The following is a 22,405-nucleotide window of genomic DNA, read 5'->3' as shown; positions in this document are numbered from 1 at the left end:
TGCCACCCCTCGATGCGTTGGCACGGGGTACCCCGTGCCAACGCCTGTCATGAGCTGTCGCCAATCAGAGGCCGAGCATCGCATCGACGCGGTCGGAATTGGCCTCGACCCATTCCTTTGCGACCTCGGCGGGATCGCGGCCCTGGGCGCTGATCTCATAGGCCAGGCTGCTCACGTCATCCGCGGTCACCGCGAAATTCGCGAAGAACTCCGCAATCGCGGGCGAGCGGTCGACGAGGGAGTTGGACCAGGCGATCTGCACCTGCTTGAGATCGTCCTTCGTGGCCACCTTCGATTTCTCGTACCAATCCGCATCGTCGGACGGCTGGATCATCACGTATTTGGCCGGATCGAAGGCCGGTTCGGTCAGCATCGTCACGTCGAACATGTACCACACCGCGTGCGGCTCGTAGCAGTAAAAGGCATAGCCTTCGCCCTTGGCGATACTGTCCTTGATGCGCGCGGTCTTCACCGCCTCTTCCGCGCGGATGGGCTCGATGAAGTCGAGAAGGCCGTAGTCACGCACCTTGACCTCGTTCACATTGGCCGAGGCCCAGCCCGGCGCGCCGATCCACATCTCGCCGAGGCCATTGCCGTCACTGTCCATCAGAGCAGCCACATCCGGGCGGCCCAGATCGGCAATATCCGTGATGCTGTTGGCTGCGGCAAAATCCTTCGAGACGCAGAAACCCTGATTGCCCTGATAGGGGTTCGACGACAGCGTCACCGTACCGGCCCCATCCACATACTGCTTGGTGAAGCTCTCCTGATTGGGCAGCCAGACATCGGGGTGCACGTCGATATCGCCCTCACCCTGATCCATGGCCTGGAAAATCGTGGCATTGTTGCCCGGCACATATTCGACGGTGCCGCCGATGCGCGAGGTCACCACCTCGCCCAGCACATGCGCGATGGCCTGCGCCCCGGTCCAGGAAGGTACGCCGATCTTCACCTCTTCGGCGAGGGCCGGGACGCCGATCACGCTGAGCAGGGCCGCCGCCATCAGATTGGTCTTGAGTGTCATTTTGTCAGGTCTCCTTGTTGGTTCTTTTTTTTGTTTATGGGGCATAGCCTGGCAGGTCGAAGCTGTCAGGATAGCCGAACAGGGCGGCGCTGCCGCCCGTATGCAAAAAGACGACATTGCTCATGCCGTCGAAATAACCTTTGCGGATCAGGTCGATCAGCCCATCGAGGCCCTTGCCGGAGTAGACCGGATCGAACAGCAGCCCCTCGCTCTGTGCCAAGAGCTTAAGCGCGGCGACCATGCCCGGCGTCGGCACACCGTACCCCGGCCCAACATAGCTGCAATCCGCCCGCACGTCGCGGCGCGCGATCTCCTCCGGCGTGCCCAGATGCGCTGCGGTGCGCTGCGCCAGATCGTACACCATCGCCTCCTGCTTGTCCTGCGGCGCGCGCACGCCGATGCCCAGCAGGTGGATGTCGCTCTGGATGGCCGCCAAGCCGGTGACCAACCCGGCCTGAGTGCCGGAACTGCCGGTCGCATGAATCAGCGCGTCGATCCGCAAGCCCAACGCATTCGCTTGTTCGGCCAACTCGCGTGCGCAATTCACGTAGCCCAGCGCACCGATCGGGTTGGATCCTCCGCCCGGGATGATGTAAGGCACACGGCCCTGCTGCCGCAGCCGGTCGGCAAGCTGTTCCATCTCGGCGTTCATATCCGCGCCACCGCTGCGCTTCGACACCGTCGCCCCGTGCAGACGGTCGAGCAGAACGTTGCCGTTCATGATGTAGTTCGCATCGTTCGAGCCGGTTCGGTCCTCCAGAAGGATGTGACAGGCCATCCCCAGCTTCGCGGCCGCCGCGGACGTCTGCCGCGCATGGTTCGATTGAGTCGCACCTTGGGTGATGATGGTGTCGGCCCCCTGCCGCTGCGCATCGGCCATCAGGAACTCGAGCTTCCGCGTCTTGTTCCCACCGCTTGACAGCCCCGTGCAATCGTCGCGCTTGACCCAAAGGCGCGGGCCGCCCAGAACCTCGCTGAGGCGATCCATCGGCTCCAGCGGAGTCGGCAGGTGACCCAGCGCGACCCTGGGAAACTGCGCCAGCCGCACCGCGAGATCCTTGCACCGGCTCGCAGTCAGATCGGACGAACCCGCCATGTCTCGCCGCATTGCTTCGTCGGTTGCGCTCACGATGTGCCACCTCGCTTCTCTCTCACCGAGCCAAAGCATCCTATGGGGTCATCCAAAAAAACAGTGCAATTTTGTACGGCTGCTCATACTATTGATTTGAGCAGAAGGGATAGAGATGCAACTTGAATGGCTGGATGACGTGCTCGTGCTGCTCGAGGAAGGCAATATGTCGAGGGCGGCGGCGCGCCGGAACATCACGCAGCCCGCGTTTTCAAGGCGCATCCGAGGCTTCGAGGATTGGCTTGGCCTGAAAGTCCTCGACCGGCAGGCCAATCGGGTGGAGATCAGCGCCGCGCTGCGCTCGAACGAGCCGGAAATCCGCGCCTTGACGGCACGGCTGCGGGAGTTGCGCACAAAGCTCGCCCAGTTCGACGCCACCCAAACCACCGTCGCCATCGCCGCACAGCATGCCCCGACCTGCTCGACCTTCCCTGATATGGCATTGCGGGCCAAACACGGCTTTCCCGGCGTGCAGTTCCGGTTGCGCGCGGGCAACCTCAGCGACTGTGTGTCGATGTTCCTGCGCGGCGATACGAGCATGTTGCTCTGCTACGAGGCCGAGAGCGTGCGGCCGCTCCAATTCGGCCCCGAGGTGCGCCGCGGACTGTGGGGAAACGACTATCTGATCCCCGTGATCGGAGGGGCGCTGCGCTACACGGTCCGGGACAACGGCGAGGTGCCCCCGGAGACACCGGCGATCGTCTACCCGGACACCAGCTATTTCGGCGAGGTCCTTCGAAAGAAGGAGCGCGCCTTCGGAACACCCGGCTACAGCACTGCGCCGTTCAGCGTCTCGGCCTTCTCCAGCGGGACGCGCGAGCTGGTGCTCAAGGGTCTCGGGGTCGGCTGGCTTCCCTTCGGCATGGCGCATGGGGAGATTGAAAGCGGCGCGCTGATTTCGCTGGCCAACCGCTATGGCAGAGAAGCGCTTCAGGTCGCCATCTATGCCGACCGGAAAGTCGGAATGGCCGAAGCGCTGATCGACCTCTGGACCAACACCCCACCATAGGACACTCGGAGCTGAGCAAAGAGGGTGGACACGGTTTGCTCATTTGCAAAGCGCCTGTTCCTTGGGCATCCTGTCGTCATGGATCACCTGCCCTTTACGCATAGCGCATTCCTGGTCGTCATGTCCTGCATTGTCGCGCTTGCTGCGGGGTTCACCGGGCTGTCGCTGACGCGAGATCTGTCGACAAAACCGGTGTTCCAGAAAAAGCTGTCGATTGCGCTGGCCTCCGTCGCCCTGGGCGGTGGCATCTGGGCGATGCACTTCGTGGCCATGCTTGGGCTGCAGATGCCGATCCTCTTTTATTACGATGCGGCGATCACGCTGATTTCGGCGCTCACCGCGATCCTGATCGTCGGCGCGGCCCTGATCCTGCTGCATTTCGCCGAGCGCCGGCGCTCGATCCTGATACTGGCCGGCGCCGTGATGGGGGTCGGCGTTCTGGTCATGCACTACATCGGCATGGCGGGGCTGGAACTCTGCCGGGCGGTCTATACCCCGCTCGGCGTGATCGGCTCGTCCGTTGTGGCGATCGGGCTCTGCATCCTTGCAATCGGCGTGGCGTACGGGCGGCGGACCAACCGCAACATCCTGCTCGGCACTCTCTGCTTCGCGGTCGCGGTCTGCTCGGTGCACTTTCTGGCGATGGCCGGCACGCGCTTTGTCGCCCTGCCCGGCGTGTCGGAGTTCGGGCCGGCAATGAGCAACGAAACCCTCGCCCTTGGCGTGATCTTCTTCAGCTTCGTGATCTTCGGTGCCTGCCTCTGGGTCAGCGTCACCTATCTGGTCGCCGCACCGAAAGACCCTGCGCAAGGTGAACCAGCGGCGGCGCAAGCCGCGCGGCCCGAAAGCGGATCAGGGCCACAGATCCCTTGCGAGCGCGAAGGCAACCGCATCTTTGTCGCCCCGCGGGACGTCCTGTTCGTGCGGGCGGACGGCCATTACACGCAGGTCTACACCCGACAGGAGAAGCTCTTTTGCGTCTGGCCGGTGACAGAGGCGTCCAAGCGTCTGCGGCCCGTGGGCTTCCTGCAAACCCATCGCAGCTACCTGGTGAACCCCAACCATGTCGCCCGCTTCGAGCGCAGCAAGGACAAGGGACGCTGCATCTTCCAGGGCGAGGATCTGCCACCGGCACCGGTGAGTCGCTCGAAGCTGAAGACAATCCAGGATGCGCTTGGCGCGCAGGTGGGCGCAATTCGTGCAAGCTAGGGCGCATTTCGTGCAAAAGAGCCGTGCTTCATTGATTTCCTGGCGCCGGCCCCGGGCGCCTGTGTCCTCCTGATGTCAGCCAGAACATTTGCTTGAAGGGAGGAGAGCCGATGATTCCAGCGGCATTCGAGTATCATCGCCCCAAGGATTTGGACGGGGTGCTGTCACTTCTGACCGAACATGGCGACGAGGCGCGGGTAATGGCGGGTGGTCACAGCCTGATCCCCATGATGAAGCTGCGCATGGCCGACGTGCCACATCTTATCGATCTTCAGGACGTCGCGGGGTTGACCGGCATTTCCCACAGCGACAACACCATTCGCCTCGGCGCGATGGTGACGCAGCATGACATCATCGGCGATGCGAAGCTTGCGGAACGCGCGCCGATCCTGCGCGAGGCAGCGCTTCAGATCGCCGATCCTCAGGTGCGCTACATGGGCACCGTGGGCGGCAATGTCGCCAATGGCGATCCCGGCAACGACATGCCCGGGCTCATGCAGTGTCTCGATGCCGTCTTCACCTTGGTCGGGCCAGAGGGCACACGGGACGTGCCTGCGCGCGACTTTTACGAAGCCGCATATATGACGGCGCGCGAGGACGATGAAGTGCTCACCGCGGTCACCATCCCCGTGCCCCGCGGCGGGTACGCTTACGAAAAACAGAAACGCAAGATCGGCGATTATGCGACCGCTGCGGCGGCTGTACAGATCGTGAAGGACGGCGGCACCTGTACCGCTGCGAGCATTGCGATGACCAACCTCAGCGACACGCCCGTCTACTCAGACGCAGCGGGCGCGGCGCTCATCGGGACATCCCTCGACGATGCAGCGCGCGCCGCGGCCGTCGCCGCGATGCTGGGCGACATCGATCCCACCGAAGACAACCGTGGGCCGGTCGCATTCAAGATCCATGTTGCCGGCGTCATCCTGAACCGCGCCATCGAACGCGCCTGGGCGCGCGCATAATCCAAAGCCCCGCTGGCGGCACGGCGGCAAGGACAGTCGAACCGCCGAGCGCAAGGGCAATGAAGGAAATCCACATGTCGAAGAAAATGCACATCAAGCTGACCGTGAACGGCAAGCCGGAGGAATTCCTGGCTGAGCCGCGCGAGCTTCTCATCTACACACTGCGTGAGCGGCTCAATATCACCGGCCCGCATATCGGCTGCGAAACCTCGCATTGCGGGGCCTGCACGGTCACGTTGAACGGCAAATCGGTAAAGGCCTGCACGATGTTCGTGGCCCAGGCCGACGGTGCCGACGTGACCACCATCGAGGGCATAGGCGGACCGGACACGCTGCATCCGCTGCAAACGGCCTTCAAGGAACACCATGGGCTGCAATGCGGCTATTGCACGCCCGGCATGATCACGCGGGCGATGAAGCTGCTCGAAGAAAACCCGGACCCTACGGAAGAAGAGATCCGGTTTGGGATGGCGGGCAACCTCTGCCGCTGCACCGGCTATCAGAACATCGTGAAATCCATCAAGGCCGCCGCGTCCGAGATGAATGCAGCAGGGTCCTCAGGTCGCGAAGCGGCAGGATCCAAAAAAGAAGTGGAGGCCGCAGAATGAAGGACGACGTAGAGAACCGCGAAGATCGGGTCGCGAACCTCAAGGGCCTTGGCTGCTCGCGCAAGCGGGTCGAGGATGCGCGCTTCACCCAGGGCAAGGGCAACTATGTCGATGACATCAAGCTCGATGGCATGATCTTCGGCGATTTCGTGCGCTCACCCTATGCCCACGCCCGGATCAAGAGCATCGACGCCAGTGCCGCTCTGGAGGTCCCGGGCGTACTTGCCGTGCTGACGGCGAAAGATCTCGAGCCTCTGGGCCTGCACTGGATGCCGACGCTCGCCGGTGACAAGCAGATGGTGCTGGCCGATGGCAAAGTCCTGTTCCAAGGTCAGGAAGTGGCCTTCGTGGTCGCCGAAGACCGCTATGCCGCAGCTGACGGCATCGAACTGGTCGAGGTGGATTATGAGGAGCTGCCCGTGATCGTCGACCCGTTCGAGGCGCTGAAATCCGACGTGGTTTTGCGCGAAGATCTGGTGGCCGAAGACGGGTCTTTGCCGGATGGGGCGCATGGTCCGCGCAAGCATGCCAATCACATTTTCACCTGGGAGGCGGGCGACAAGGATCCGACCGAGGAGGTGATCGCCAATGCCGAGGTCGTGGCCGAGGAGAGCATGTACTACCACCGCACACACCCCTGTCCGCTGGAGACCTGCGGCTGTGTGGCCTCGATGGACAAGGTCAACGGCAAGCTGACGCTCTGGGGCACGTTCCAGGCCCCGCATGCGATCCGCACGGTCGTCAGCCTGATCTCCGGGATCGAGGAGCACAACATCCGCGTGATCTCGCCCGACATCGGCGGCGGCTTCGGCAACAAGGTGGGCGCCTATCCGGGGTACGTCTGCTCGGTCGTGGCCTCGATCGTGACGGGCAAACCGGTGAAGTGGATCGAGGATCGGATGGACAACCTGATGACCACTGCCTTTGCGCGGGACTACTGGATGACCGGTAAGATCTCGGCCACCAAGGAGGGCAAGATCACCGGGCTGCACTGCCACGTGACGGCCGATCACGGCGGGTTCGATGCCTGCGCCGATCCCACGAAGTTCCCGGCGGGCTTCATGAACATCTGCACCGGGTCCTATGACATCCCCACCGCCTATCTGGCAGTAGACGGGGTCTACACCAACAAGGCGCCGGGCGGCGTCAGCTATCGCTGTTCCTTCCGGGTGACCGAGGCGGTCTATTTCATCGAGCGGATGATCGAGGTGCTGGCCATCGAGCTCAACATGGATGCGGCCGAGTTGCGGCGGGTCAATTTCATTCGCAAGGAGCAGTTCCCCTACACGGCCGCTTTGGGCTGGGAATACGACAGCGGCGACTATCACACCGCCTGGGAGAAGGCGCTGAAGGCGGTCGATTACGAGGGTCTGCGCGCCGAACAGGCGCAGCGGATCGCAGATTTCAAGGCCGGCAAGACACGCTCGCTGATGGGCATCGGTCTCAGCTTCTTCACCGAAATCGTCGGCGCCGGGCCGGTCAAGAACTGCGACATCCTGGGCCTCGGCATGTTCGACAGCTGCGAAATTCGGATCCATCCCACGGGGTCGGCGATCGCGCGGCTTGGCACGATCAGCCAGGGTCAGGGGCATGCGACGACCTTCGCACAGATCCTCGCCTCGGAAATCGGCCTGCCCGCCGACAGCATCACCATCGAGGAGGGCGATACGGATACGGCGCCGTACGGGCTCGGGACTTACGGGTCGCGCTCCACGCCGGTGGCGGGTGCCGCCACGGCCATGGCGGGCCGCAAGATTCGCGCCAAGGCGCAGATGATTGCGGCCTACCTGCTCGAAGTCCACGACAACGACGTGGAATTCGACGTGGACCGCTTCGTGGTGAAAGGCGCGCCCGAGCGGTTCAAGACCATGAAGGAGATCGCCTTCGCCGCCTACAACCAGGCCATTCCAGGTATCGAACCTGGCCTCGAAGCGGTCAGCTACTACGATCCGCCCAATATGACCTACCCGTTCGGCGCTTATGTCTGCGTCATGGACATCGACGTGGATACCGGCGTCACCGATATTCGCCGCTTCTACGCGCTCGACGATTGCGGCACGCGGATCAACCCGATGATCATCGAAGGCCAGGTGCACGGCGGCCTTACCGAAGCGCTTGCCGTGGCGATGGGTCAGGAGATCGCCTACGACGATATGGGCAACGTGAAAACGGGCACGCTGATGGACTTCTTCCTGCCCACCGCATGGGAAGTGCCGAACTACGAGACCGATTACACCGTCACGCCCAGCCCGCATCATCCGATCGGCGCGAAGGGTGTGGGCGAAAGCCCCCATGTGGGCGGTGTGCCGGCCTTTTCGAACGCCGTGCACGACGCCTTCCGCGCCTTCGGCCTGCGCCACACCAATATGCCGCACGATCACTGGCGGATCTGGAGAACGGCGCATGAGCTGGGCCTGCATGCGTAGCGCCATGGCGGGGCGGGCCTCGCCTGCCCTGCGGAGACCGTCATGAGCTGGACCGACCTCAAAGCCGCCCTCGGAACGCAGGGCTACATCGCCTCCGACGATCTGGCCGTGGCCCTGCATCTCGCCTTGTCGCTCGGACGCCCGCTGCTGCTGGAAGGGGCTGCAGGCGTCGGCAAGACCGACATCGCACGAACGTTGGCGGCGGTGAAGGACACTCGGCTGATCCGCTTGCAGTGCTACGAGGGGCTCGACGCGGCGCAGTCGATCTATGAGTGGAACTACCAGCGCCAACTTCTCAGCATCCGAGCGGCTGCCGAGGACGGCGAGACAGGTGCATCGGTCGAAGCACGCATCTTCTCGCGGGACTTCCTGCTCGAGCGCCCTTTGCTCGCTGCGATCTCGCAGGAGGTGCCGCCGGTCCTCCTGATCGACGAGATCGACCGCGCCGACGAGGAATTCGAGGCCTACCTGCTCGAAATCCTATCCGACTATCAGGTCTCGGTGCCCGAACTGGGCACAATCGCAGCCACCAGCAGGCCCATTGTCATCCTGACGTCGAACGGCACCCGCGATCTGTCGGATGCGCTGCGGCGGCGCTGCCTCTACACTTGGGTGAATTACCCCGACCGCGCGACCGAGCTTGCGATCCTCAAGGCGCGCTGCCCGGAGGTCGAGGCGCGGCTCGCCGCCCAGATCGTGGGTTTTGTGCAGAAACTCCGCGAAGAGCCGCTGGAAAAGACGCCCGGCATTGCCGAGACGCTCGACTTCGCGGCGGCACTCATGGGGCTGGGCATTGCAGATCTGACTTCTGACCCGGCGATTCTGCACACCACGCTGACCACCCTGCTCAAGACACAGAGCGATCAGGCACAGATCACCCCCGAGGTGGCGAGCCGCATCGCCGGGCGGGCCGCATGAGCCGGGTCACCCGCTTCGCCGCGCGCGATCCCGGACCGGCGGCGCGGGTTGCAGGCTTCATGGCGCACCTGCGGGAAAATGGCCTGCGGCTTGGTGTGGCCGAAACGGAGACAGCCCTCGCCGCCCTGGCCGAGGTCACCGCGGCACAGCCCGAAGACTGCCGCCGCGCCCTGCGTGCGGTCTGCACCGGCTGCAAGGAGGAGGCGGAGCGCTTCGACACGCTCTTCGACAGCTTCTGGCTGGATGCGGGCCGGGTGAAACAGAAGATCGTGCCAAACCGCACCGAGAGCCGGCAGGACGGCGTCCGCTCCTCGCGGGACGGCTCCGGCGTGGCGGAGGACACAACCGGGTCGGCCACCGCGCCCGATGACACCGGTGGGGCCAGCGACAGCGATGGCACCGGCAAGCTGATCGCCACCGAGCGGCGCACGCTCTCGCGCCGGGATCTGCGCGATCTGGTCCGTCCGGATGAGATCTCCGCGACCGAAGACATTGCCCGCCGTCTGGGCGCCGCCCTGCGCGATCGGCGGTCGCGGCGCCGTATCGCCGCGCGCAAAGGTGACCGGTTGCACTTTCGCAAGACCATCCGCCACAGCCTTGCCACCGGCGGAGAGCCGATCCGCCTGTTGCGCAAGCGCCGCCCGGATCGCGCGCGCAAGATCGTGGCACTGTGCGATGTCTCCGGCTCGATGAGCGTCTACGCGCAGGTTTTCCTCGCCTTTCTTGCCGGGCTGATGCGCGCTGACAGCGCGGCCGATGCCTATCTCTTCCACACGCGGCTGGTCCGGATCACCGAGGCGCTGCGCGACAAGGACGCCCTGCGTGCGATTGGCCGCATGTCGCTGATGGCGGACGGCTTTGGCGGCGGCTCGCGGATCGGGCCGTCGCTGGCCCGGTTCGCCGACACCTATGCCCGGCGGTTCGTTGATGGGCGCAGCGTGGTGCTGATCCTCTCGGACGGCTACGACACCAGCCCGCCCGAAACGCTCGCCGCCGCCCTCGCCAAGCTGCGCAAACGCGGTTGCACGATCATCTGGTTGAACCCGCTGAAAGGATGGCGCGACTACGCCCCGGTGGCCGAGGGCATGGCTGCGGCCTTGCCGCATGTGGATCTGTTCAAGGCCGCCAATACGCTCGACGAGCTTGCAGCGCTTGAACGCGATCTGGTGACGCTATGAGCCCGGCAGAGATACTGGATACCGACCTGGCAGAGGCCGCCCGCGCGATGCGCGCCCGCGAGGAACCCTTTGCTTTCGCCACGATTGTGCGCACCGCTGGTGCGACGGCCGCCAAACCGGGGGCCAAGGCGCTGCTCAGCGCGGACGGCACGATCTTGCATGGCTGGCTCGGCGGCGGCTGCACGCGCGGGGCGGTGAAACGGGCGGCCCTGCAAGCCCTGCAGGATGGCACGCCGCAGCTCGTCTCCGTTGCGCCGGAGGAGCTGCTGGCCGAGAAGGGCGTCGCCGCGGGCGACGAGATCGACGGGATGCGCTTCGCCCGGAACGGTTGCCCTTCGCGCGGGACGGTTGACATCTTCATCGAACCCTGCCTGCCGATGCCCGCGCTTGTGGTGCTCGGCACCTCGCCCGTTGCCCAGGCGCTCAGCGCGCTTGCGCCGCAGTTCCACTGGTCGGTCACGGCGACGGTGCCGGATGCTCAGAGCCCGGGCCACCGGCGTGTCGCGGTCGTTGCGACCCAGGGGCAAGGCGACCTCGATGCGCTGCGCTGCGTGCTGGCCGAAGCTTTCGAGCATGTGGCCTTCGTCGGCAGCGCACGAAAGTTCGCCACGCTTGCGCGGCGGTTGGAGGAGACCGGGGTAGAGCGCACAGCCATCGATGCGGTCAAGGCCCCGGCCGGGCTCGATCTGGGCGCCGTGACCCCGGAGGAAATCGCGCTCTCGATCCTCGCAGAACTCGTGCAGCTGCGGCGGCACCACGTGAGCGCGCAGGATGGCTGACGCCCCGGCTTGCGCATACCCAAATCCGCCTGTTTCTGAAAGGACACCCCATGGAACTCACCGACGACATCATCATCCAGGCCCCCAAGGATCAGGTCTATGCCGCGCTGAACGATCCGGAGGTTTTGCAACGCTGCATTCCGGGGTGCGAGGAGCTCATCCAGCACTCCGACACCGAACTGGAAGCCAAGGTCGTGCTCAAGGTCGGGCCGGTCAAGGCCCGCTTCAGCGGCAACGTGGTGCTCGACAAGACCGGGGCGCCCGATGCGTTTTCCCTGACCGGTCAGGGCAATGGCGGCGCGGCGGGCCACGCCAGGGGCGGGGCGGATGTCACGCTGACCGCGCTCGATGAGACGACGACGCAGCTGCGCTATGAGGCGAAGGCCGTGATCGGCGGAAAACTGGCACAGCTGGGCAGCCGGCTCATTCAAAGCACGGCGAAGAAGCTTGCGGCCAAGTTCTTCAAGTCCTTTGCGGAGGCCGTCGACGCAGACGTCGCGGCCTGACACACATCAACTGTCGCGCCAGTCGCGCGGAGACTGCCCGAAGCGGGCCCGGAAGTCCCGGGCAAAACGACCCAAATGGCCGAAGCCGCAGTCATGGGCGACCTCCGTCACCCGCGGCCGGTTTGCGCGGCGCGACAGGTGAAACAGGGCCGTATCGAGCCGCAGATTTCGAAGATAGGTGGTGGGAGAGACGCCAATCGCGTCGCGAAACCCGATTTGCAAGCTGCGCGGATGCAGCCCCGCCGCACGCGCGATGTCTTCGAGCCGGATGTCCTCTGCGAAATGAGCATGGATGAACGCCTGCGCCCGGCGCACCTGATGGCGCGCGACCGACCGGGGAAAGGCCGCCAGGAAATGCGAGATATTGCTTGGCTGATGCTCCAGAAGGGTCTGGACGAGCTCCCGTTCGGTGGCGAGCAGTTGAAGATTCTTGCGGCAGAGGGACAGCGTCCCGGCCTCGATCGCTGCCGCAACAGCCATCGCATGGCGTTTCAGCAACCGGCCACCGGGCCGCGCCATGTCGATCCGAGGTGCAAAGCGCACAGGCCCCGGCAGCGGAACCCCAAGGCTGTCCCGCGCCACCGAGCGCAGAAACGCGCTGTCGATCTGCAGCATCAGCTTGGTGCAATCTGCGCCCCATGCCATCTGCGTGGGCCGGTCCGGGTTCAGGATCGTGCCGCACAGGGGGGAGGCGTCGATCTCTTCGGAGCGGTGGACAACCCGCGCAAAACCCGCCAGCGGCAGCTGCACAAGGTAGAAGCTCTGCAACGCGCCCGGGTCGATCTCCACATCGCCGCCATAGCCCAGAAGGTTGAGCGAGATATGTTCTCCGCGCGCATGATTGTAACGGACATCCAGCTGCCGCCCGCGCTGCAGATCGAGCCTGTGATCGCAATAGCGCGCTGCCACCGCATGGCGGGCCTCGTCCAGATCCTGTGTTCGCAGAACCCGGTAGGACTGCAAAAAAGCGTCGTTCGCTCCCATGGAGGCCAAGCTTAGTCAACCCGCACGGTGGTTCAAGCGCGATGTTTTCGACTCGCAATCCGGATTGAGCGCAACGGCACCCTGCGGCATGGTCGAGCGCAGCGATGCAATCGGGGGGTGCGCCATGGCGATCTTGAACAGGAATTTGAGAGCGGTCGGCGCGGGCCGGGCTTTGCCCTTCTTGCTGCCTCGGACCGGGGCTTAGACCCCGATGGTCAAACGGAAGACCGTCGCAATCATCGGCGGCGGGGTCTCGGGCCTCGCCGCGGCCAAGGCCTTCAGCGAACGCGGGCATCACGTCACGGGGTTCGAGCGCACCCATGATTTCGGCGGTGTCTGGGAGCCGAGCCGCTCTTACCCCGACGTGCAGACACAATCGCCCAAGGACCTTTACTGCTTCACCGACCATCCGATGCCGGATGACTACCCCGAATGGCCGAAAGGACCGCAGGTCCACGCCTATCTTGCGTCCTACGCGGAGAAACACGGGCTGCACCAGCTCTTCCGGCTCAACACCACCGTTAAATCGATGCAGCCGCGCAGGCCGGGTTGGACCCTCACGCTTGAGGCTGAAGGCCGGGAGTGGACCGAGGCGTTCGATTTCGTTGTCGTTGCCACCGGGCAGTTTTCAGACAAGAACGTCATCACGCACCCCGGGCAGGAGAGCTTCGAGGCCGCGGGCGGGCGGGTCCTGCATTCGTCGGAGTACACCGACCCCGCGATGATCGAGGGCAAACGCGTCGTTGTGCTCGGCGGGTCGAAATCGGCGACCGACATCGCGGTGAACGCGGCCAGCGGCGGCGCAGCCTCGGTCGACTGGGTCTATCTGGAGCCGGTCTGGCGGGTGCCCTATTTCGTCGCGGGCATCAACTTCAAGCGGCTGCTCTACATGCGCGCCCAGGAGCAGCAGTTCAACGCCTGGGGCAAGACCGCGCTCCAGCGCGCGATTGCAGCGCTCTTGAAACCTCTGGTCTGGGTCAACTTCCGCGGTCTTGAAGCGCTTCTGAAGGCCCAGCTCGGTCTGAAGAAGTTCGGGCTGGTGCCCAAGGTCCCAATCGAGAAGGAAGTCTCCTGCTCCGTTCCCATCGTCACACCGGGGCTCTTCGAGGCTCTTAAGGCTGGCACGATCAGGAACCATCAGGGCACCTTCGCGCACTATGACGGAATGACCGTCCACCTGACCGGTGGCGCGCGGCTGGAGGTGGATGTGGCCATCCTCGCCGTCGGCTGGAAGCTGGGCGTGCCCTACCTGCCGCAAGAGTTCCAGGACAAGCTGATCGAACCTGACGGCCAGTACCGGACCTACCGGCTGGCAGTGAACCCGGATCTGCCCGATATGGGGTTTGTCGGGTTCAACTCCTCCTTTTGCACGGTGCTCTCTGCCGAGATGATCGCAAACTGGCTGGTCCGCTATGCTGACGGCCAGCTGGCCCGGCAGCCAAGCGCGGCCGAGATGGAGGCGAACATCGAGATGATGCTGGATTGGCGGCGCAGGGAACGCCCGGCCGCGCAGGTCTACGGCGGGCTGTGCTCGGCCCCTTTCCATTTCAAGCATTTCGATGAGCTGCTCGCCGACATGGGCGCCCGCAAACGCAAGCGGTCCAACCCGCTTGCCGAACAATTCAGCTATCCCGACTACCGGGCCTACGGCGCGTTCCTCGCCTCATGTCCCCAGTATCGGGCAGAGTAACGGGGCCCCGCGCGCCCATCGACGGACATGAGATGATATCAGGCGCAGCCAGCGCAACCACACGAAGGGAAGGACACCAAAAATGCCAGAACTTGACGGCGGGATCACCCGCAACGGCGAAGGCACCGAGCTCAACATCCTCGGGCAGATCTATTACATCAAGGCGTGGTGCGAGAGCACCTTCGCTTTCGAGACGAACTCCGAACCGGGGCAGCACGTGCCTGTGCATATTCACCCCACACAGGATGAATTCATCCTGGTGCAGGAGGGCGAGCTCGATCTCAAGCTCGACGGTGTCTGGTCGAAGGCAAAGGCGGGCGATCTGGTGCGGATGCCGAAAGGTGTGCCGCATGGGTATTTCAACAAGTCCGACAAACCGGCCCGAGCCCTGTTCTGGGTGTCGCCGGCCGGCAAGCTGAAGGAGCTCTTCGACGAGCTGCACGAGATGACCGATGTGGAGGCCGTCGTGAAGATCTCGGCCGAGCATGACGTCGATTTTCTGCCGCCCGAGGCCAACGACTGACGCGAGGCCAGGCGGCCCTGCAATCTGCTGCGGGGCCGCAGTCCGTCGCGATCGCCTCTGACACGGCGCAGCGCCGATGGGCGCAAGGCAGGTCGCCGCCGCCCGGCTCGCCGGGCTCGATCACCGCCCCATATAAGGCGATATGTCCGCCTCCCGCCTTCGCGTTCTCGTCGCCCTTGTCGCCGTCAGCCTTGCGGTGCTGTCGCTCATGCGGCTGGAGCATGCGCGGACCGGGCTCGACATCACCCCGCATCTGCTCGGGGAGACGCCGGCAACGCTCTATCAATCCGAGCAGAGCGACGATCTGCTGGTGGTCGTTGCCCATGGCTTCGCCGGCTCGCGACAGATGATGGAGGCGCTGTCGATCACGCTGGCGAAGTCCGGGCACAACGTGGTGGCCTTCGACTTTTTCGGGCATGGTCGGCACACGGGCCTCCTGTCGCCGGACATCACCTCGCTCACCGGGACGACCGAGGACCTCGTCCTCCAGACCCTCGATGTGGTAGCTGAAGCCCGCGCAGTGACGGGGCTGAACCGGGTCGCCCTGCTGGGTCACTCGATGGCGACCGACGTTGTGGTCCGTGCCGCGGCTCGGCTTCAGGATGTGGACAGCGTTGTTGCCATCTCGATGTACTCCGAAGCGGTCACGCCCACGCAGCCCGAGCGGCTGCTGATCATCTCTGGCGCGCAGGAGAACCGCCTGCGGTCGGTGGCGCTGGACGTCGTGGGGCAGGTGGGCGCGGCAGAGGAAAACCAGACGCAGCAGCGCGGTGCGGTCGAACGGCGCGCCGCCGTGGCCCCGGTCGTGGGCCATGTCGGCGTTCTTTGGTCGAAAACGACGATGGAGGAGGCCGCCCGATGGATCGGTGGGGCCGGCGGCCCGGTCTTTACCGGCCCCTGGATCGCCGCACTGCTCGCGGCGCTCTTTGCGCTGACTTGGCCGCTTGCGCGGAGCCTGCCGAAAGCGCCTCAAGCACCAGAGCCACCGACCCGCCGACGGGCCATTCTCGCCGCCACCCTGCCCGCCCCCTTTGCCGCTCTCGCCTCCTTCATCGATTTGCCGATGCTTGGGCTGAGCGGCTTTGCAGCGCTTTTTGCCGTCTTTGCCGTCTGGGGGGCGGTTGCGCTGGCCGCGCTTCGCTGGCGTCCGCCCCCCCTGTCCGGCCCGGCCCTTCTTGGCGGCCTGGTCCTGGTTGTCTGGGGCCTGGGGGTCTTCGGTCTGGCCATGGACCGCTATGCCGCTGCCTTCTGGCCCAGCGGTCCACGCGGTGCGCTGATGCTGGCGCTTCTGCCGGCAATGCTGCTCTTCGCCGCCGCCGACCGGGCCATGGTCCAGGGCCGGCACAGCGTGATGCGGACGCTGCTGCGCCTTCCCTTTCTGGCCACGCTGCTCGCGGCGATGGTGCTGAACGTGGCCGACATCGGCCTGCTTTTCACAGTGCTGCCTGTGTTCGTTCTGTTCATCGCCGTCTATGGAACCATGGCGCGCTGGATCGAGAGGCAGACCGGGACGCTCGGCTCTACCATCGCATCCGGGATCATCCTCGCGTGGTCGATTGCCGCCTCGACGCCGCTTTTTTCGGCCGGAGTGCCCTGACATACCGCCAAGCGCGCGCCAGAAACAGGTTGCATGCGGGGAACTGATCGGATGCTCTTTGGCCCAGCACCGCTGAGAAGGCTACGTCATGACCATTGCGCCCAAACTTGCCGCCCTCGCCGTCCTGCTCCGCGAGGAGCATGTGCTTCTCGTGCAGCGCCGCAACCCGCCGGATGCCGGACTCTGGGGTTTTCCGGGCGGCCATGTCGAACCGGGAGAGACCGCGCTGGCGGCAGCGTCGCGCGAGCTTCTGGAGGAAACCGGCGTCACCGCGCAGCCGCTGCGCTACCTGACCAACATCGACGTGATCCGGCACGACCATGACGGCGTGCTGCAGTTCCACTTCCTGCTTGCCGCGGTACTCTGCGCCTATGATCGCGGCGAGGCTCAGGCACGGGACGACGCGGATGCGGCGCAGTGGCATCCGGTCACCTCGGTACTGGCCGGGCAGCTCGCCTGCAGCCGGCATGTGGACGACGTCCTCCGCTGCGCCTTGGAGGCGTGAGGCCGGCCTTCCCGCTGATCAGCCGCCGCAGCCGGGTGTCGACGCATCAAGCGTCAGCGCATAGCCGCAATGACCGACACCGTCCGAACAGGTGAACCACCGGCCCAACAGAAAGCTGTCGGGGCCGAGCGCCACCCGTGCCATCGGCGTCACCGGCGCGTCACTGCTGATCCGGCGGACAGGCACAGTGACAGGCGCAAGACCCGAAGGCCCATCGATCTGGCGCAGCGAGAGCGCAGCGCTTCGGGCGCCGATTTCGGCCGAAACGGCATAGTTTGCCGGCGGCAGAGTGCCGCGGCAGGCATGGGCCGGCGGCAGATCGAGCCAACCGACGAACCCACCGCCGCCCACGGCCTCGGGCACGAACACCGCCGCACCGCCGTCCGCGCGACTCGCGCTCACTGTTGCGGTCTGATCGGTGGCGATACCTGCATCGGTCGCCGTGGCCGCGACCTGCGCCGAGGTGCGCGCAAGCGCACGCTCGGTCGTGGCGCCGGGCGAGGACAATGGCGCGCAGGCCGTCAATACAAGAAGAAGAGCTGTTGCAGACAGAATGGGCTTCATGGAAAAACTCCTTTGGAAAAATGACTTGGCGACCGCGGAGGGCTGCAATGGATCGGTTGTCGAGAGACAAGGTCCGCGAAGAATAAGCAGACCCAACTCCGAATGCGCGCAGCACCCAGATCGCGTTTTGAATGTTCAGACCTTAGCAGATCAAGCCCCGCAAAACCAGCGCGGCACCGGCCCAAGCCAAGCGCCCGGCACGAACCGGCCGGTGGCATATGCTCGGATGTCGGTCGCAACGCGGAACCTTTGTTGGTTCCCAACGAAACCAGTATGCGTCGCGAGGGCCGCAGCTCTGCCGCCCGATCCGGCGTTCGCCTTCGATTGGCCCCCAATCACCATCACGTGCGACCTCGCCGCTTTACGAGTTCGGGCAGACCTGCGACAGTCCCGATGTCAGAGGGTCGTTGCCGGAGGTCGCGTGACGGAAAAGAACGTGCTTCAGCCGGTTGATGCGGCGGTCAGGCGCACCGCCAAGACCTTCCTGCGCAGCGCGCGGCACGCAGCACTTGCGACACTCGACCCGGCCTCCGGCATCCCCATGGCCAGCCGGATCTCGGTGGCCACGGACAGTGCAGGGCAGCCCCTGTTTCTGATCTCGCAGCTGTCCGGCCATTTCGGCGCGCTCGAAGCCGACCCGCGCGCCTCGGTGCTGCTGGGCGAACCTGGCAAGGGCGACCCGCTTGCGCATCCGCGGATCACCGTTTTCGGCCGCGCCCAGCGCATCGCCGACGAAAGCCGAGCTTTGCTGCGCGCCCGGTTCCTGGCTCGGCACCCGAAAGCCGCGCTCTATGCTGATTTTGGTGACTTCGCCTTCTGGCGGCTTCAGATCGAAGGCGCGTCGTTCAATGGCGGCTTCGGCAAGGCCTACCAGCTCACCCCCGAAGATCTCTGCGCGCCGACAGATCCCGCGCTCGACGCCATGGAGCAGGGCGCCGTGGCTCATATGAACGAAGACCATGCGGACGCCATCGCGCTCTACGCGCGGGAGCACGCCGGGCAGGCCGGCAGCAAATGGCAGCTTGCCTGCATCGACCTCGAAGGTCTCGACCTGATTTCCTCCGACAGCGTCGCGCGGGTCTGGTTCGATCCGCCCCTGACCTCTGCCGACGACCTGCGCCCCCGCCTGGTCGATATGGCGAAAGCCGCCCGCGCCTCCACATCCAGATAGAGCATCGCATCATGTTTCACTCCTTCTTCCCGAACCCCAAGAAGTTCCTCCTCACGGCGGTGATCTGGTCGATGATCTGTATCGCCCTATGGCATATCGAGTTCAGCGACTGGGAGGACCCGTTGGGGATTGCCGGGCTTTTCGGATGGGATCCGAACCGGGTCTGGCTCTATGAGTACACCGCTCTGTCCTATGGCGCTTTCGTGCTCTACTGGCTGCGCCAGTCCAATCACCGCTGGGCCAAATGGTCCGTTGCGGGGTCGGCGTTGATCGTCTTTGCCACCTGGTTCCAGGTGCAACTGGACGTGATGATCAACGCCTGGTTCGGCACCTTCTACGACACCGTGCAGCAGGCGCTGGCCGACCCAGAGGCGGTGAGCGCGGCCGACTACTACGGTCAACTGGCCACCTTCCTGAAGATCGCGATGGTCTTCATCATCACTGCCGTGGTGGTGGCCTTCTTCACCTCGCACTACGTCTTCCGGTGGCGCACGGCGATGAATGACTACTACGTCGCCATGTGGCCCAAGATCCGCCATATCGAGGGCGCCTCGCAGCGCATCCAGGAAGACACGATGCTCTTTGCACGGATCATGGAGTCGCTGGGATCACGCTTTATCGATGCGGTCATGACCCTGCTGGCCTTCCTGCCGATCCTCTGGGGACTATCCTCTTATGTGACCGAACTGCCGGTCGTGGGTGAGGTTCCGCAGGCGCTGGTTTTCGTCGCCATCCTGTGGTCGGTCGTCGGGACCACGCTCCTGGGGCTGGCGGGCTGGCGCCTGCCCGGGCTCGAATTCCGCAACCAGCGGGTCGAGGCGGCCTTCCGCAAGGAGTTGGTGCTGGGTGAGGACAACGAAGAGCGTGCGCGCCCGCCGACGCTGACCGAGCTCTTCTCGAATGTCCGAAAGAACTACTTCCGGCTGTACCTCAACTATCTCTATTTCAACGTTGTGCGGTATTCCTACCTGCAGGCCGGGGTGATCCTGCCCTATATCGCGCTTGGGCCCACGATCATCAGCGCGGGCGTGACCCTTGGCGTGATGCAGCAGATCCTTCGGGCCTTCCAGCGGGTGGAGAACTCCTTCCAGTTCCTCGTGATGTCCTGGACCACCATCGTCGAGCTGATGTCGATCTACAAACGGCTCTCCGCCTTCGAGCGCGCGATTGCCGGAGACACCCAGGCCGCAATCGAGTTCGAGGCGGAGAAACCCGCCGCCGGATAACTTGATGCGAGACGTTCAGCACAGCGAGGGCACACACGCCTTTGCGCTGCAATCCGCCGTATGCGAGGGCGTTCGAGCGCAAGGCTTGTCGGGTGAGGGCCGGGCCCCTAACCCTCGAGATACGAGGGACGGTAGGGGACAAGCAGTTATGCCCGACGACCAAATCGAGCTGGATGACATCCGGGTCTTTTCGGCACAGGCTGATGGTCCGGTTGTAGAAACCTCAGATCAGGTTGTCAGCTACCCAGCGCTCGAACGCAGGACGCTGCCGGGCAAAGCGCCGATCGCAACCGCTATATCCGTGCACCTGCACCAGTTTCTCCGCCAGAACGGTATCAACACACATTTCGCAGGGCGTGGTGGTCCGGCGACACAGGCGGTCTTCGAAACGGTGCAACTGCCCTTCGATCTGCGGGCGTGCAACTGCGCGACGGGCGATCTTGTTTCGGAGTTCGGGCTCAACCAAGGTCACCAGCTGATGCCGCCGCTGGTGGAGTTCTTCGTGCGTCCCGACAGCGCCGGCAAACGGCCCACACGGGTCTCGGAAAGCCATCTGCTTGCCTTCAACCTGATCGATCCGGAAGACATCGGCGGGGTCGTCGATCTCGCCCTTCGGATCAACGACTTGCTGACCGGCGCCTTCTTCGGCATCGGTGTCCAGGTCGAAAACATCAGGATGGAGTTCGGCGTACATTACGCCTCGGACAGTCCTTTGCCGATGATCATGCTGGTCTCCGAGCTCAGCCCCGATGTGATGTGCCTGCGCGATATGCGTGGCGGCGACTTATTGGATCACCGCCTCGCCTTCGAGGGTGGAGGAGACGGGCTGCGCGGTTACAACGAGATCCTGCGCCGCTTCGATCTCGATTCCGCAAGCGCAGTGCTGGCCCGTCAGAAGGCGCATTAGCCTCCCAAAACGGCGAACAGCGCGGCGAGACCCAAAGCGCCCCCGATGAAAGCCAAAAGCCAGGGCGAGATTTCTCTTTGCTCGCGTGGAGGAATGCCCGGGTGCCCGCGCCACTCCAGGCCCGCATAGATCGTCCCCAGGATCATGATGATCAGCACCAGGATCATGTCCAGTTCCGGACCGGTCAGCCAGATGTTGACGACCCACATGATGCTGAGGAGGGTCCCCATGACGAGTCTGGGGAGAGGCCGCAAGATCCACCGAACGAAACGGTCGAACATCACGCCTGCACCTCCTGCTCATAGCCGACCAGCAGCAGCAGCTTTACCAGAAATCCCCGCCGCTGCTTGCGGAAGGCGCCGAGGAATTTCTGCCGCTTCCGCAAGGCTTCCTCTGCAAACTCGCAGACCAGATGCAGAAGCGGAATGTGATCCCCATCGATCACCGACTGCATTCCAATCGACTGGTACATCATCCCGCTGTTACGATCCGTGTTCAAAGACCACTTCAGCTCGGGCACCCTGTCCTGACAGAGCGATCCGATCAGCGCAGCCGTATCCTTGCAGATCTCAAAGCTGAAGTCCGTCAGATAGTATTCCTGATCTTTCGGGTGCTGATAGAGGTCGCAATGGTTGACGATGAATCGCTCCAGATTGTCCAATTCATCGGAATCGAAGCGCTCGCGGGTGCGGGTGAACCCCTCGGCGCCGAGAAAATGCATCAGCTTACCCGCACGCTCCTGAATCTGCGCGACCCAGGTCTCCAGCAGGGCATCAGCTTCATCAGGCCGCAAAGTCCATTGCGTATAGCCGTCCCAGTCGAAATCGATCAGGTAGTATTCGGGCACCTTGCCTGCCGATGTGCGCGCGTCCGGCATCACGCTTGCGCCTCCTGCTCATAGCTGATCAACAGCAACATCTTGGTCAGAAACCCACGCCTCTGCCGTCGGAAGGCACCGAGGAATTTCCGTTTGGTCCGAAGCGCTTCGCGGCCGAAATCACAGACCAGCGGCAGAAGCGGGATGTGATCCCCGTCGATGACCGAGCTCATGCCTATGGACTGGTACATCGTCCCGCTGTTCCAGTCTCGGTTCAACGACCACTTCAGCTCCGGCACCCGGTCCTGACACAGCGATCCGATCAGCGCTGCCGTGTCCTTGCAAATCTCGAAACTGAAATCGGTCAGATAATACTCTTGATCCTTCGGGTGTTGATAGAGATCGCAGTGATTGATGATGAAGCTTTCCAGATTGTCCAATTCATCCGCATCGAATCGCTCAGGCGAGCGGATAAAACCCTCCGTGCCAAGAAAATGCATCAGCTTGCCGGCACGCTCCGGCATCTGCGCGACCCACGTGTCAAGGACGGCCTCCGCTGCCTCAGGGCTCAGGGACCACTGCAGGTGAGGGTCCCAGTCGAAATCGATCAGGTAGTATTCGGGGGCCTCAACGCTCATGGGCCGTGCTCCCCGACGTCGTTGTGAGCCCC

Annotated in this window: 23 protein-coding genes; 16 read left to right on the top strand and 7 right to left on the bottom strand. The window is 64.1% G+C overall.

Features of this window, described 5'->3' with window-relative positions; genetic code table 11:
• Window positions 1-64 precede the first annotated feature (64 nt).
• Complete coding sequence (locus tag MUB52_RS19890) at window positions 65-1,024, bottom strand: ABC transporter substrate-binding protein (RefSeq protein WP_263845898.1); 960 nt, start codon at window positions 1,022-1,024, stop codon at window positions 65-67.
• A gap of 34 nt (window positions 1,025-1,058) precedes the next feature.
• Window positions 1,059-2,132 (bottom strand): D-cysteate sulfo-lyase, encoded by a 1,074-nt coding sequence (locus MUB52_RS19885; protein WP_404818254.1) that lies wholly within the window; start codon window positions 2,130-2,132, stop codon window positions 1,059-1,061.
• Between the two features lie 136 nt (window positions 2,133-2,268).
• On the opposite strand from MUB52_RS19885, the gene MUB52_RS19880 reads away from it, so the two are divergent.
• The 9 genes from MUB52_RS19880 (at window position 2,269) to MUB52_RS19840 (ending at window position 11,751) form a co-directional block, all read left to right on the top strand.
• Window positions 2,269-3,162, top strand: coding sequence for a LysR family transcriptional regulator (locus MUB52_RS19880; RefSeq protein ID WP_263845897.1), 894 nt, complete (start codon window positions 2,269-2,271; stop codon window positions 3,160-3,162).
• A gap of 78 nt (window positions 3,163-3,240) precedes the next feature.
• Complete coding sequence (locus MUB52_RS19875; RefSeq protein WP_263845896.1) at window positions 3,241-4,371, top strand: MHYT domain-containing protein; 1,131 nt, start codon at window positions 3,241-3,243, stop codon at window positions 4,369-4,371.
• A 110-nt stretch (window positions 4,372-4,481) separates the two neighbouring features.
• Window positions 4,482-5,336 carry an FAD binding domain-containing protein gene (locus MUB52_RS19870; RefSeq protein WP_263845895.1) on the top strand — a complete coding sequence of 285 codons (855 nt, stop codon included), beginning with the start codon at window positions 4,482-4,484 and terminating at the stop codon, window positions 5,334-5,336.
• A gap of 74 nt (window positions 5,337-5,410) precedes the next feature.
• A complete protein-coding gene (locus MUB52_RS19865) occupies window positions 5,411-5,944 on the top strand; it encodes a (2Fe-2S)-binding protein (RefSeq protein ID WP_263845894.1) in 534 nt (177 codons plus the stop codon).
• A complete protein-coding gene (locus MUB52_RS19860; protein ID WP_263845893.1) occupies window positions 5,941-8,370 on the top strand; it encodes an aerobic carbon-monoxide dehydrogenase large subunit in 2,430 nt (809 codons plus the stop codon). The genes MUB52_RS19865 and MUB52_RS19860 overlap by 4 nt, the downstream gene beginning before the upstream one ends.
• 42 nt (window positions 8,371-8,412) lie before the next feature.
• Window positions 8,413-9,288 carry an AAA family ATPase gene (locus MUB52_RS19855; RefSeq protein WP_263845892.1) on the top strand — a complete coding sequence of 292 codons (876 nt, stop codon included), beginning with the start codon at window positions 8,413-8,415 and terminating at the stop codon, window positions 9,286-9,288.
• Window positions 9,285-10,466: a vWA domain-containing protein gene (locus tag MUB52_RS19850; RefSeq protein ID WP_263845891.1), complete on the top strand. Its 1,182-nt coding sequence runs from the start codon at window positions 9,285-9,287 to the stop codon at window positions 10,464-10,466. The genes MUB52_RS19855 and MUB52_RS19850 overlap by 4 nt, the downstream gene beginning before the upstream one ends.
• Complete coding sequence (locus MUB52_RS19845; protein ID WP_263845890.1) at window positions 10,463-11,245, top strand: XdhC family protein; 783 nt, start codon at window positions 10,463-10,465, stop codon at window positions 11,243-11,245. Before MUB52_RS19850 ends, MUB52_RS19845 begins: the two co-directional genes overlap by 4 nt.
• A 50-nt stretch (window positions 11,246-11,295) precedes the next feature.
• Window positions 11,296-11,751, top strand: coding sequence for a CoxG family protein (locus MUB52_RS19840; RefSeq protein WP_263845889.1), 456 nt, complete (start codon window positions 11,296-11,298; stop codon window positions 11,749-11,751).
• Between the two features lie 6 nt (window positions 11,752-11,757).
• Here the strand turns inward: MUB52_RS19840 and MUB52_RS19835 are convergent, their stop codons facing one another.
• The gene (locus tag MUB52_RS19835; RefSeq protein WP_263845888.1) at window positions 11,758-12,735 is read right to left on the bottom strand and encodes an AraC family transcriptional regulator; all 978 of its coding nucleotides are present in this window, start codon (window positions 12,733-12,735) and stop codon (window positions 11,758-11,760) included.
• A gap of 211 nt (window positions 12,736-12,946) precedes the next feature.
• On the opposite strand from MUB52_RS19835, the gene MUB52_RS19830 reads away from it, so the two are divergent.
• The 4 genes from MUB52_RS19830 to MUB52_RS19815 all read left to right on the top strand — a co-directional run bounded on the left by MUB52_RS19830 (window position 12,947) and on the right by MUB52_RS19815 (window position 17,050).
• A complete protein-coding gene (locus MUB52_RS19830) occupies window positions 12,947-14,425 on the top strand; it encodes a flavin-containing monooxygenase (RefSeq protein ID WP_263845887.1) in 1,479 nt (492 codons plus the stop codon).
• An 82-nt stretch (window positions 14,426-14,507) separates the two neighbouring features.
• Window positions 14,508-14,948: a cupin domain-containing protein gene (locus tag MUB52_RS19825; protein ID WP_263845886.1), complete on the top strand. Its 441-nt coding sequence runs from the start codon at window positions 14,508-14,510 to the stop codon at window positions 14,946-14,948.
• A 142-nt stretch (window positions 14,949-15,090) separates the two neighbouring features.
• Window positions 15,091-16,545 carry an alpha/beta hydrolase gene (locus MUB52_RS19820; RefSeq protein WP_263845885.1) on the top strand — a complete coding sequence of 485 codons (1,455 nt, stop codon included), beginning with the start codon at window positions 15,091-15,093 and terminating at the stop codon, window positions 16,543-16,545.
• Between the two features lie 88 nt (window positions 16,546-16,633).
• A complete protein-coding gene (locus MUB52_RS19815; RefSeq protein ID WP_263845884.1) occupies window positions 16,634-17,050 on the top strand; it encodes an NUDIX hydrolase in 417 nt (138 codons plus the stop codon).
• Between the two features lie 18 nt (window positions 17,051-17,068).
• On the opposite strand, the gene MUB52_RS19810 is transcribed toward MUB52_RS19815, so the two are convergent.
• Complete coding sequence (locus MUB52_RS19810; RefSeq protein WP_263845883.1) at window positions 17,069-17,614, bottom strand: hypothetical protein; 546 nt, start codon at window positions 17,612-17,614, stop codon at window positions 17,069-17,071.
• Window positions 17,615-18,035: 421 nt separating this feature from the next.
• Here MUB52_RS19810 and MUB52_RS19805 point away from each other — a divergent pair, with 421 nt between their 5' ends.
• The 3 genes from MUB52_RS19805 (at window position 18,036) to MUB52_RS19795 (ending at window position 20,918) form a co-directional block, all read left to right on the top strand.
• On the top strand, window positions 18,036-18,785 hold the full coding sequence (locus tag MUB52_RS19805) for a HugZ family pyridoxamine 5'-phosphate oxidase (RefSeq protein WP_263845882.1): 750 nt from the start codon (window positions 18,036-18,038) through the stop codon (window positions 18,783-18,785).
• A gap of 11 nt (window positions 18,786-18,796) precedes the next feature.
• Window positions 18,797-20,011 carry a peptide antibiotic transporter SbmA gene (gene sbmA, locus MUB52_RS19800; protein ID WP_263845881.1) on the top strand — a complete coding sequence of 405 codons (1,215 nt, stop codon included), beginning with the start codon at window positions 18,797-18,799 and terminating at the stop codon, window positions 20,009-20,011.
• Between the two features lie 148 nt (window positions 20,012-20,159).
• Window positions 20,160-20,918: a phosphoribosylaminoimidazolesuccinocarboxamide synthase gene (locus MUB52_RS19795; protein WP_263845880.1), complete on the top strand. Its 759-nt coding sequence runs from the start codon at window positions 20,160-20,162 to the stop codon at window positions 20,916-20,918.
• Here the strand turns inward: MUB52_RS19795 and MUB52_RS19790 are convergent.
• From MUB52_RS19790 to MUB52_RS19780, 3 genes are read right to left on the bottom strand one after another with little or no spacing between them, the layout of a single operon-like run.
• Window positions 20,915-21,199 carry a hypothetical protein gene (locus tag MUB52_RS19790; protein WP_263845879.1) on the bottom strand — a complete coding sequence of 95 codons (285 nt, stop codon included), beginning with the start codon at window positions 21,197-21,199 and terminating at the stop codon, window positions 20,915-20,917. The two genes, MUB52_RS19795 and MUB52_RS19790, sit on opposite strands and share 4 nt — an antisense overlap.
• Window positions 21,199-21,795, bottom strand: a complete 597-nt coding sequence (locus tag MUB52_RS19785; protein WP_263845878.1) for a hypothetical protein — start codon at window positions 21,793-21,795, stop codon at window positions 21,199-21,201. The genes MUB52_RS19790 and MUB52_RS19785 overlap by 1 nt, the downstream gene beginning before the upstream one ends.
• A complete protein-coding gene (locus MUB52_RS19780) occupies window positions 21,795-22,373 on the bottom strand; it encodes a hypothetical protein (protein ID WP_263845877.1) in 579 nt (192 codons plus the stop codon). Before MUB52_RS19780 ends, MUB52_RS19785 begins: the two co-directional genes overlap by 1 nt.
• Window positions 22,374-22,405 lie beyond the last annotated feature (32 nt).

Origin of the sequence: Roseobacter sinensis, assembly GCF_025755255.1 — a bacterium.
In the GTDB taxonomy this organism is placed as follows: Bacteria; Pseudomonadota; Alphaproteobacteria; order Rhodobacterales; family Rhodobacteraceae; genus Roseobacter; species Roseobacter sinensis.
The sequence above is the reverse complement of the archived record's forward strand: the minus strand, read 5'-3'. Positions and strand labels throughout refer to the sequence as shown.

Coding starts and splice junctions, on each gene's coding strand:
- MUB52_RS19890 (WP_263845898.1), bottom strand. CDS start 1,024: ATGACACTCAAGACCAATCTGATGGCGGCGGCCCTGCTCAGCGTGATC.
- MUB52_RS19885 (WP_404818254.1), bottom strand. CDS start 2,132: ATGCGGCGAGACATGGCGGGTTCGTCCGATCTGACTGCGAGCCGGTGC.
- MUB52_RS19880 (WP_263845897.1), top strand. CDS start 2,269: ATGCAACTTGAATGGCTGGATGACGTGCTCGTGCTGCTCGAGGAAGGC.
- MUB52_RS19875 (WP_263845896.1), top strand. CDS start 3,241: ATGGATCACCTGCCCTTTACGCATAGCGCATTCCTGGTCGTCATGTCC.
- MUB52_RS19870 (WP_263845895.1), top strand. CDS start 4,482: ATGATTCCAGCGGCATTCGAGTATCATCGCCCCAAGGATTTGGACGGG.
- MUB52_RS19865 (WP_263845894.1), top strand. CDS start 5,411: ATGTCGAAGAAAATGCACATCAAGCTGACCGTGAACGGCAAGCCGGAG.
- MUB52_RS19860 (WP_263845893.1), top strand. CDS start 5,941: ATGAAGGACGACGTAGAGAACCGCGAAGATCGGGTCGCGAACCTCAAG.
- MUB52_RS19855 (WP_263845892.1), top strand. CDS start 8,413: ATGAGCTGGACCGACCTCAAAGCCGCCCTCGGAACGCAGGGCTACATC.
- MUB52_RS19850 (WP_263845891.1), top strand. CDS start 9,285: ATGAGCCGGGTCACCCGCTTCGCCGCGCGCGATCCCGGACCGGCGGCG.
- MUB52_RS19845 (WP_263845890.1), top strand. CDS start 10,463: ATGAGCCCGGCAGAGATACTGGATACCGACCTGGCAGAGGCCGCCCGC.
- MUB52_RS19840 (WP_263845889.1), top strand. CDS start 11,296: ATGGAACTCACCGACGACATCATCATCCAGGCCCCCAAGGATCAGGTC.
- MUB52_RS19835 (WP_263845888.1), bottom strand. CDS start 12,735: ATGGGAGCGAACGACGCTTTTTTGCAGTCCTACCGGGTTCTGCGAACA.
- MUB52_RS19830 (WP_263845887.1), top strand. CDS start 12,947: ATGGTCAAACGGAAGACCGTCGCAATCATCGGCGGCGGGGTCTCGGGC.
- MUB52_RS19825 (WP_263845886.1), top strand. CDS start 14,508: ATGCCAGAACTTGACGGCGGGATCACCCGCAACGGCGAAGGCACCGAG.
- MUB52_RS19820 (WP_263845885.1), top strand. CDS start 15,091: ATGTCCGCCTCCCGCCTTCGCGTTCTCGTCGCCCTTGTCGCCGTCAGC.
- MUB52_RS19815 (WP_263845884.1), top strand. CDS start 16,634: ATGACCATTGCGCCCAAACTTGCCGCCCTCGCCGTCCTGCTCCGCGAG.
- MUB52_RS19810 (WP_263845883.1), bottom strand. CDS start 17,614: ATGAAGCCCATTCTGTCTGCAACAGCTCTTCTTCTTGTATTGACGGCC.
- sbmA (WP_263845881.1), top strand. CDS start 18,797: ATGTTTCACTCCTTCTTCCCGAACCCCAAGAAGTTCCTCCTCACGGCG.
- MUB52_RS19795 (WP_263845880.1), top strand. CDS start 20,160: ATGCCCGACGACCAAATCGAGCTGGATGACATCCGGGTCTTTTCGGCA.
- MUB52_RS19790 (WP_263845879.1), bottom strand. CDS start 21,199: ATGTTCGACCGTTTCGTTCGGTGGATCTTGCGGCCTCTCCCCAGACTC.
- MUB52_RS19785 (WP_263845878.1), bottom strand. CDS start 21,795: ATGCCGGACGCGCGCACATCGGCAGGCAAGGTGCCCGAATACTACCTG.
- MUB52_RS19780 (WP_263845877.1), bottom strand. CDS start 22,373: ATGAGCGTTGAGGCCCCCGAATACTACCTGATCGATTTCGACTGGGAC.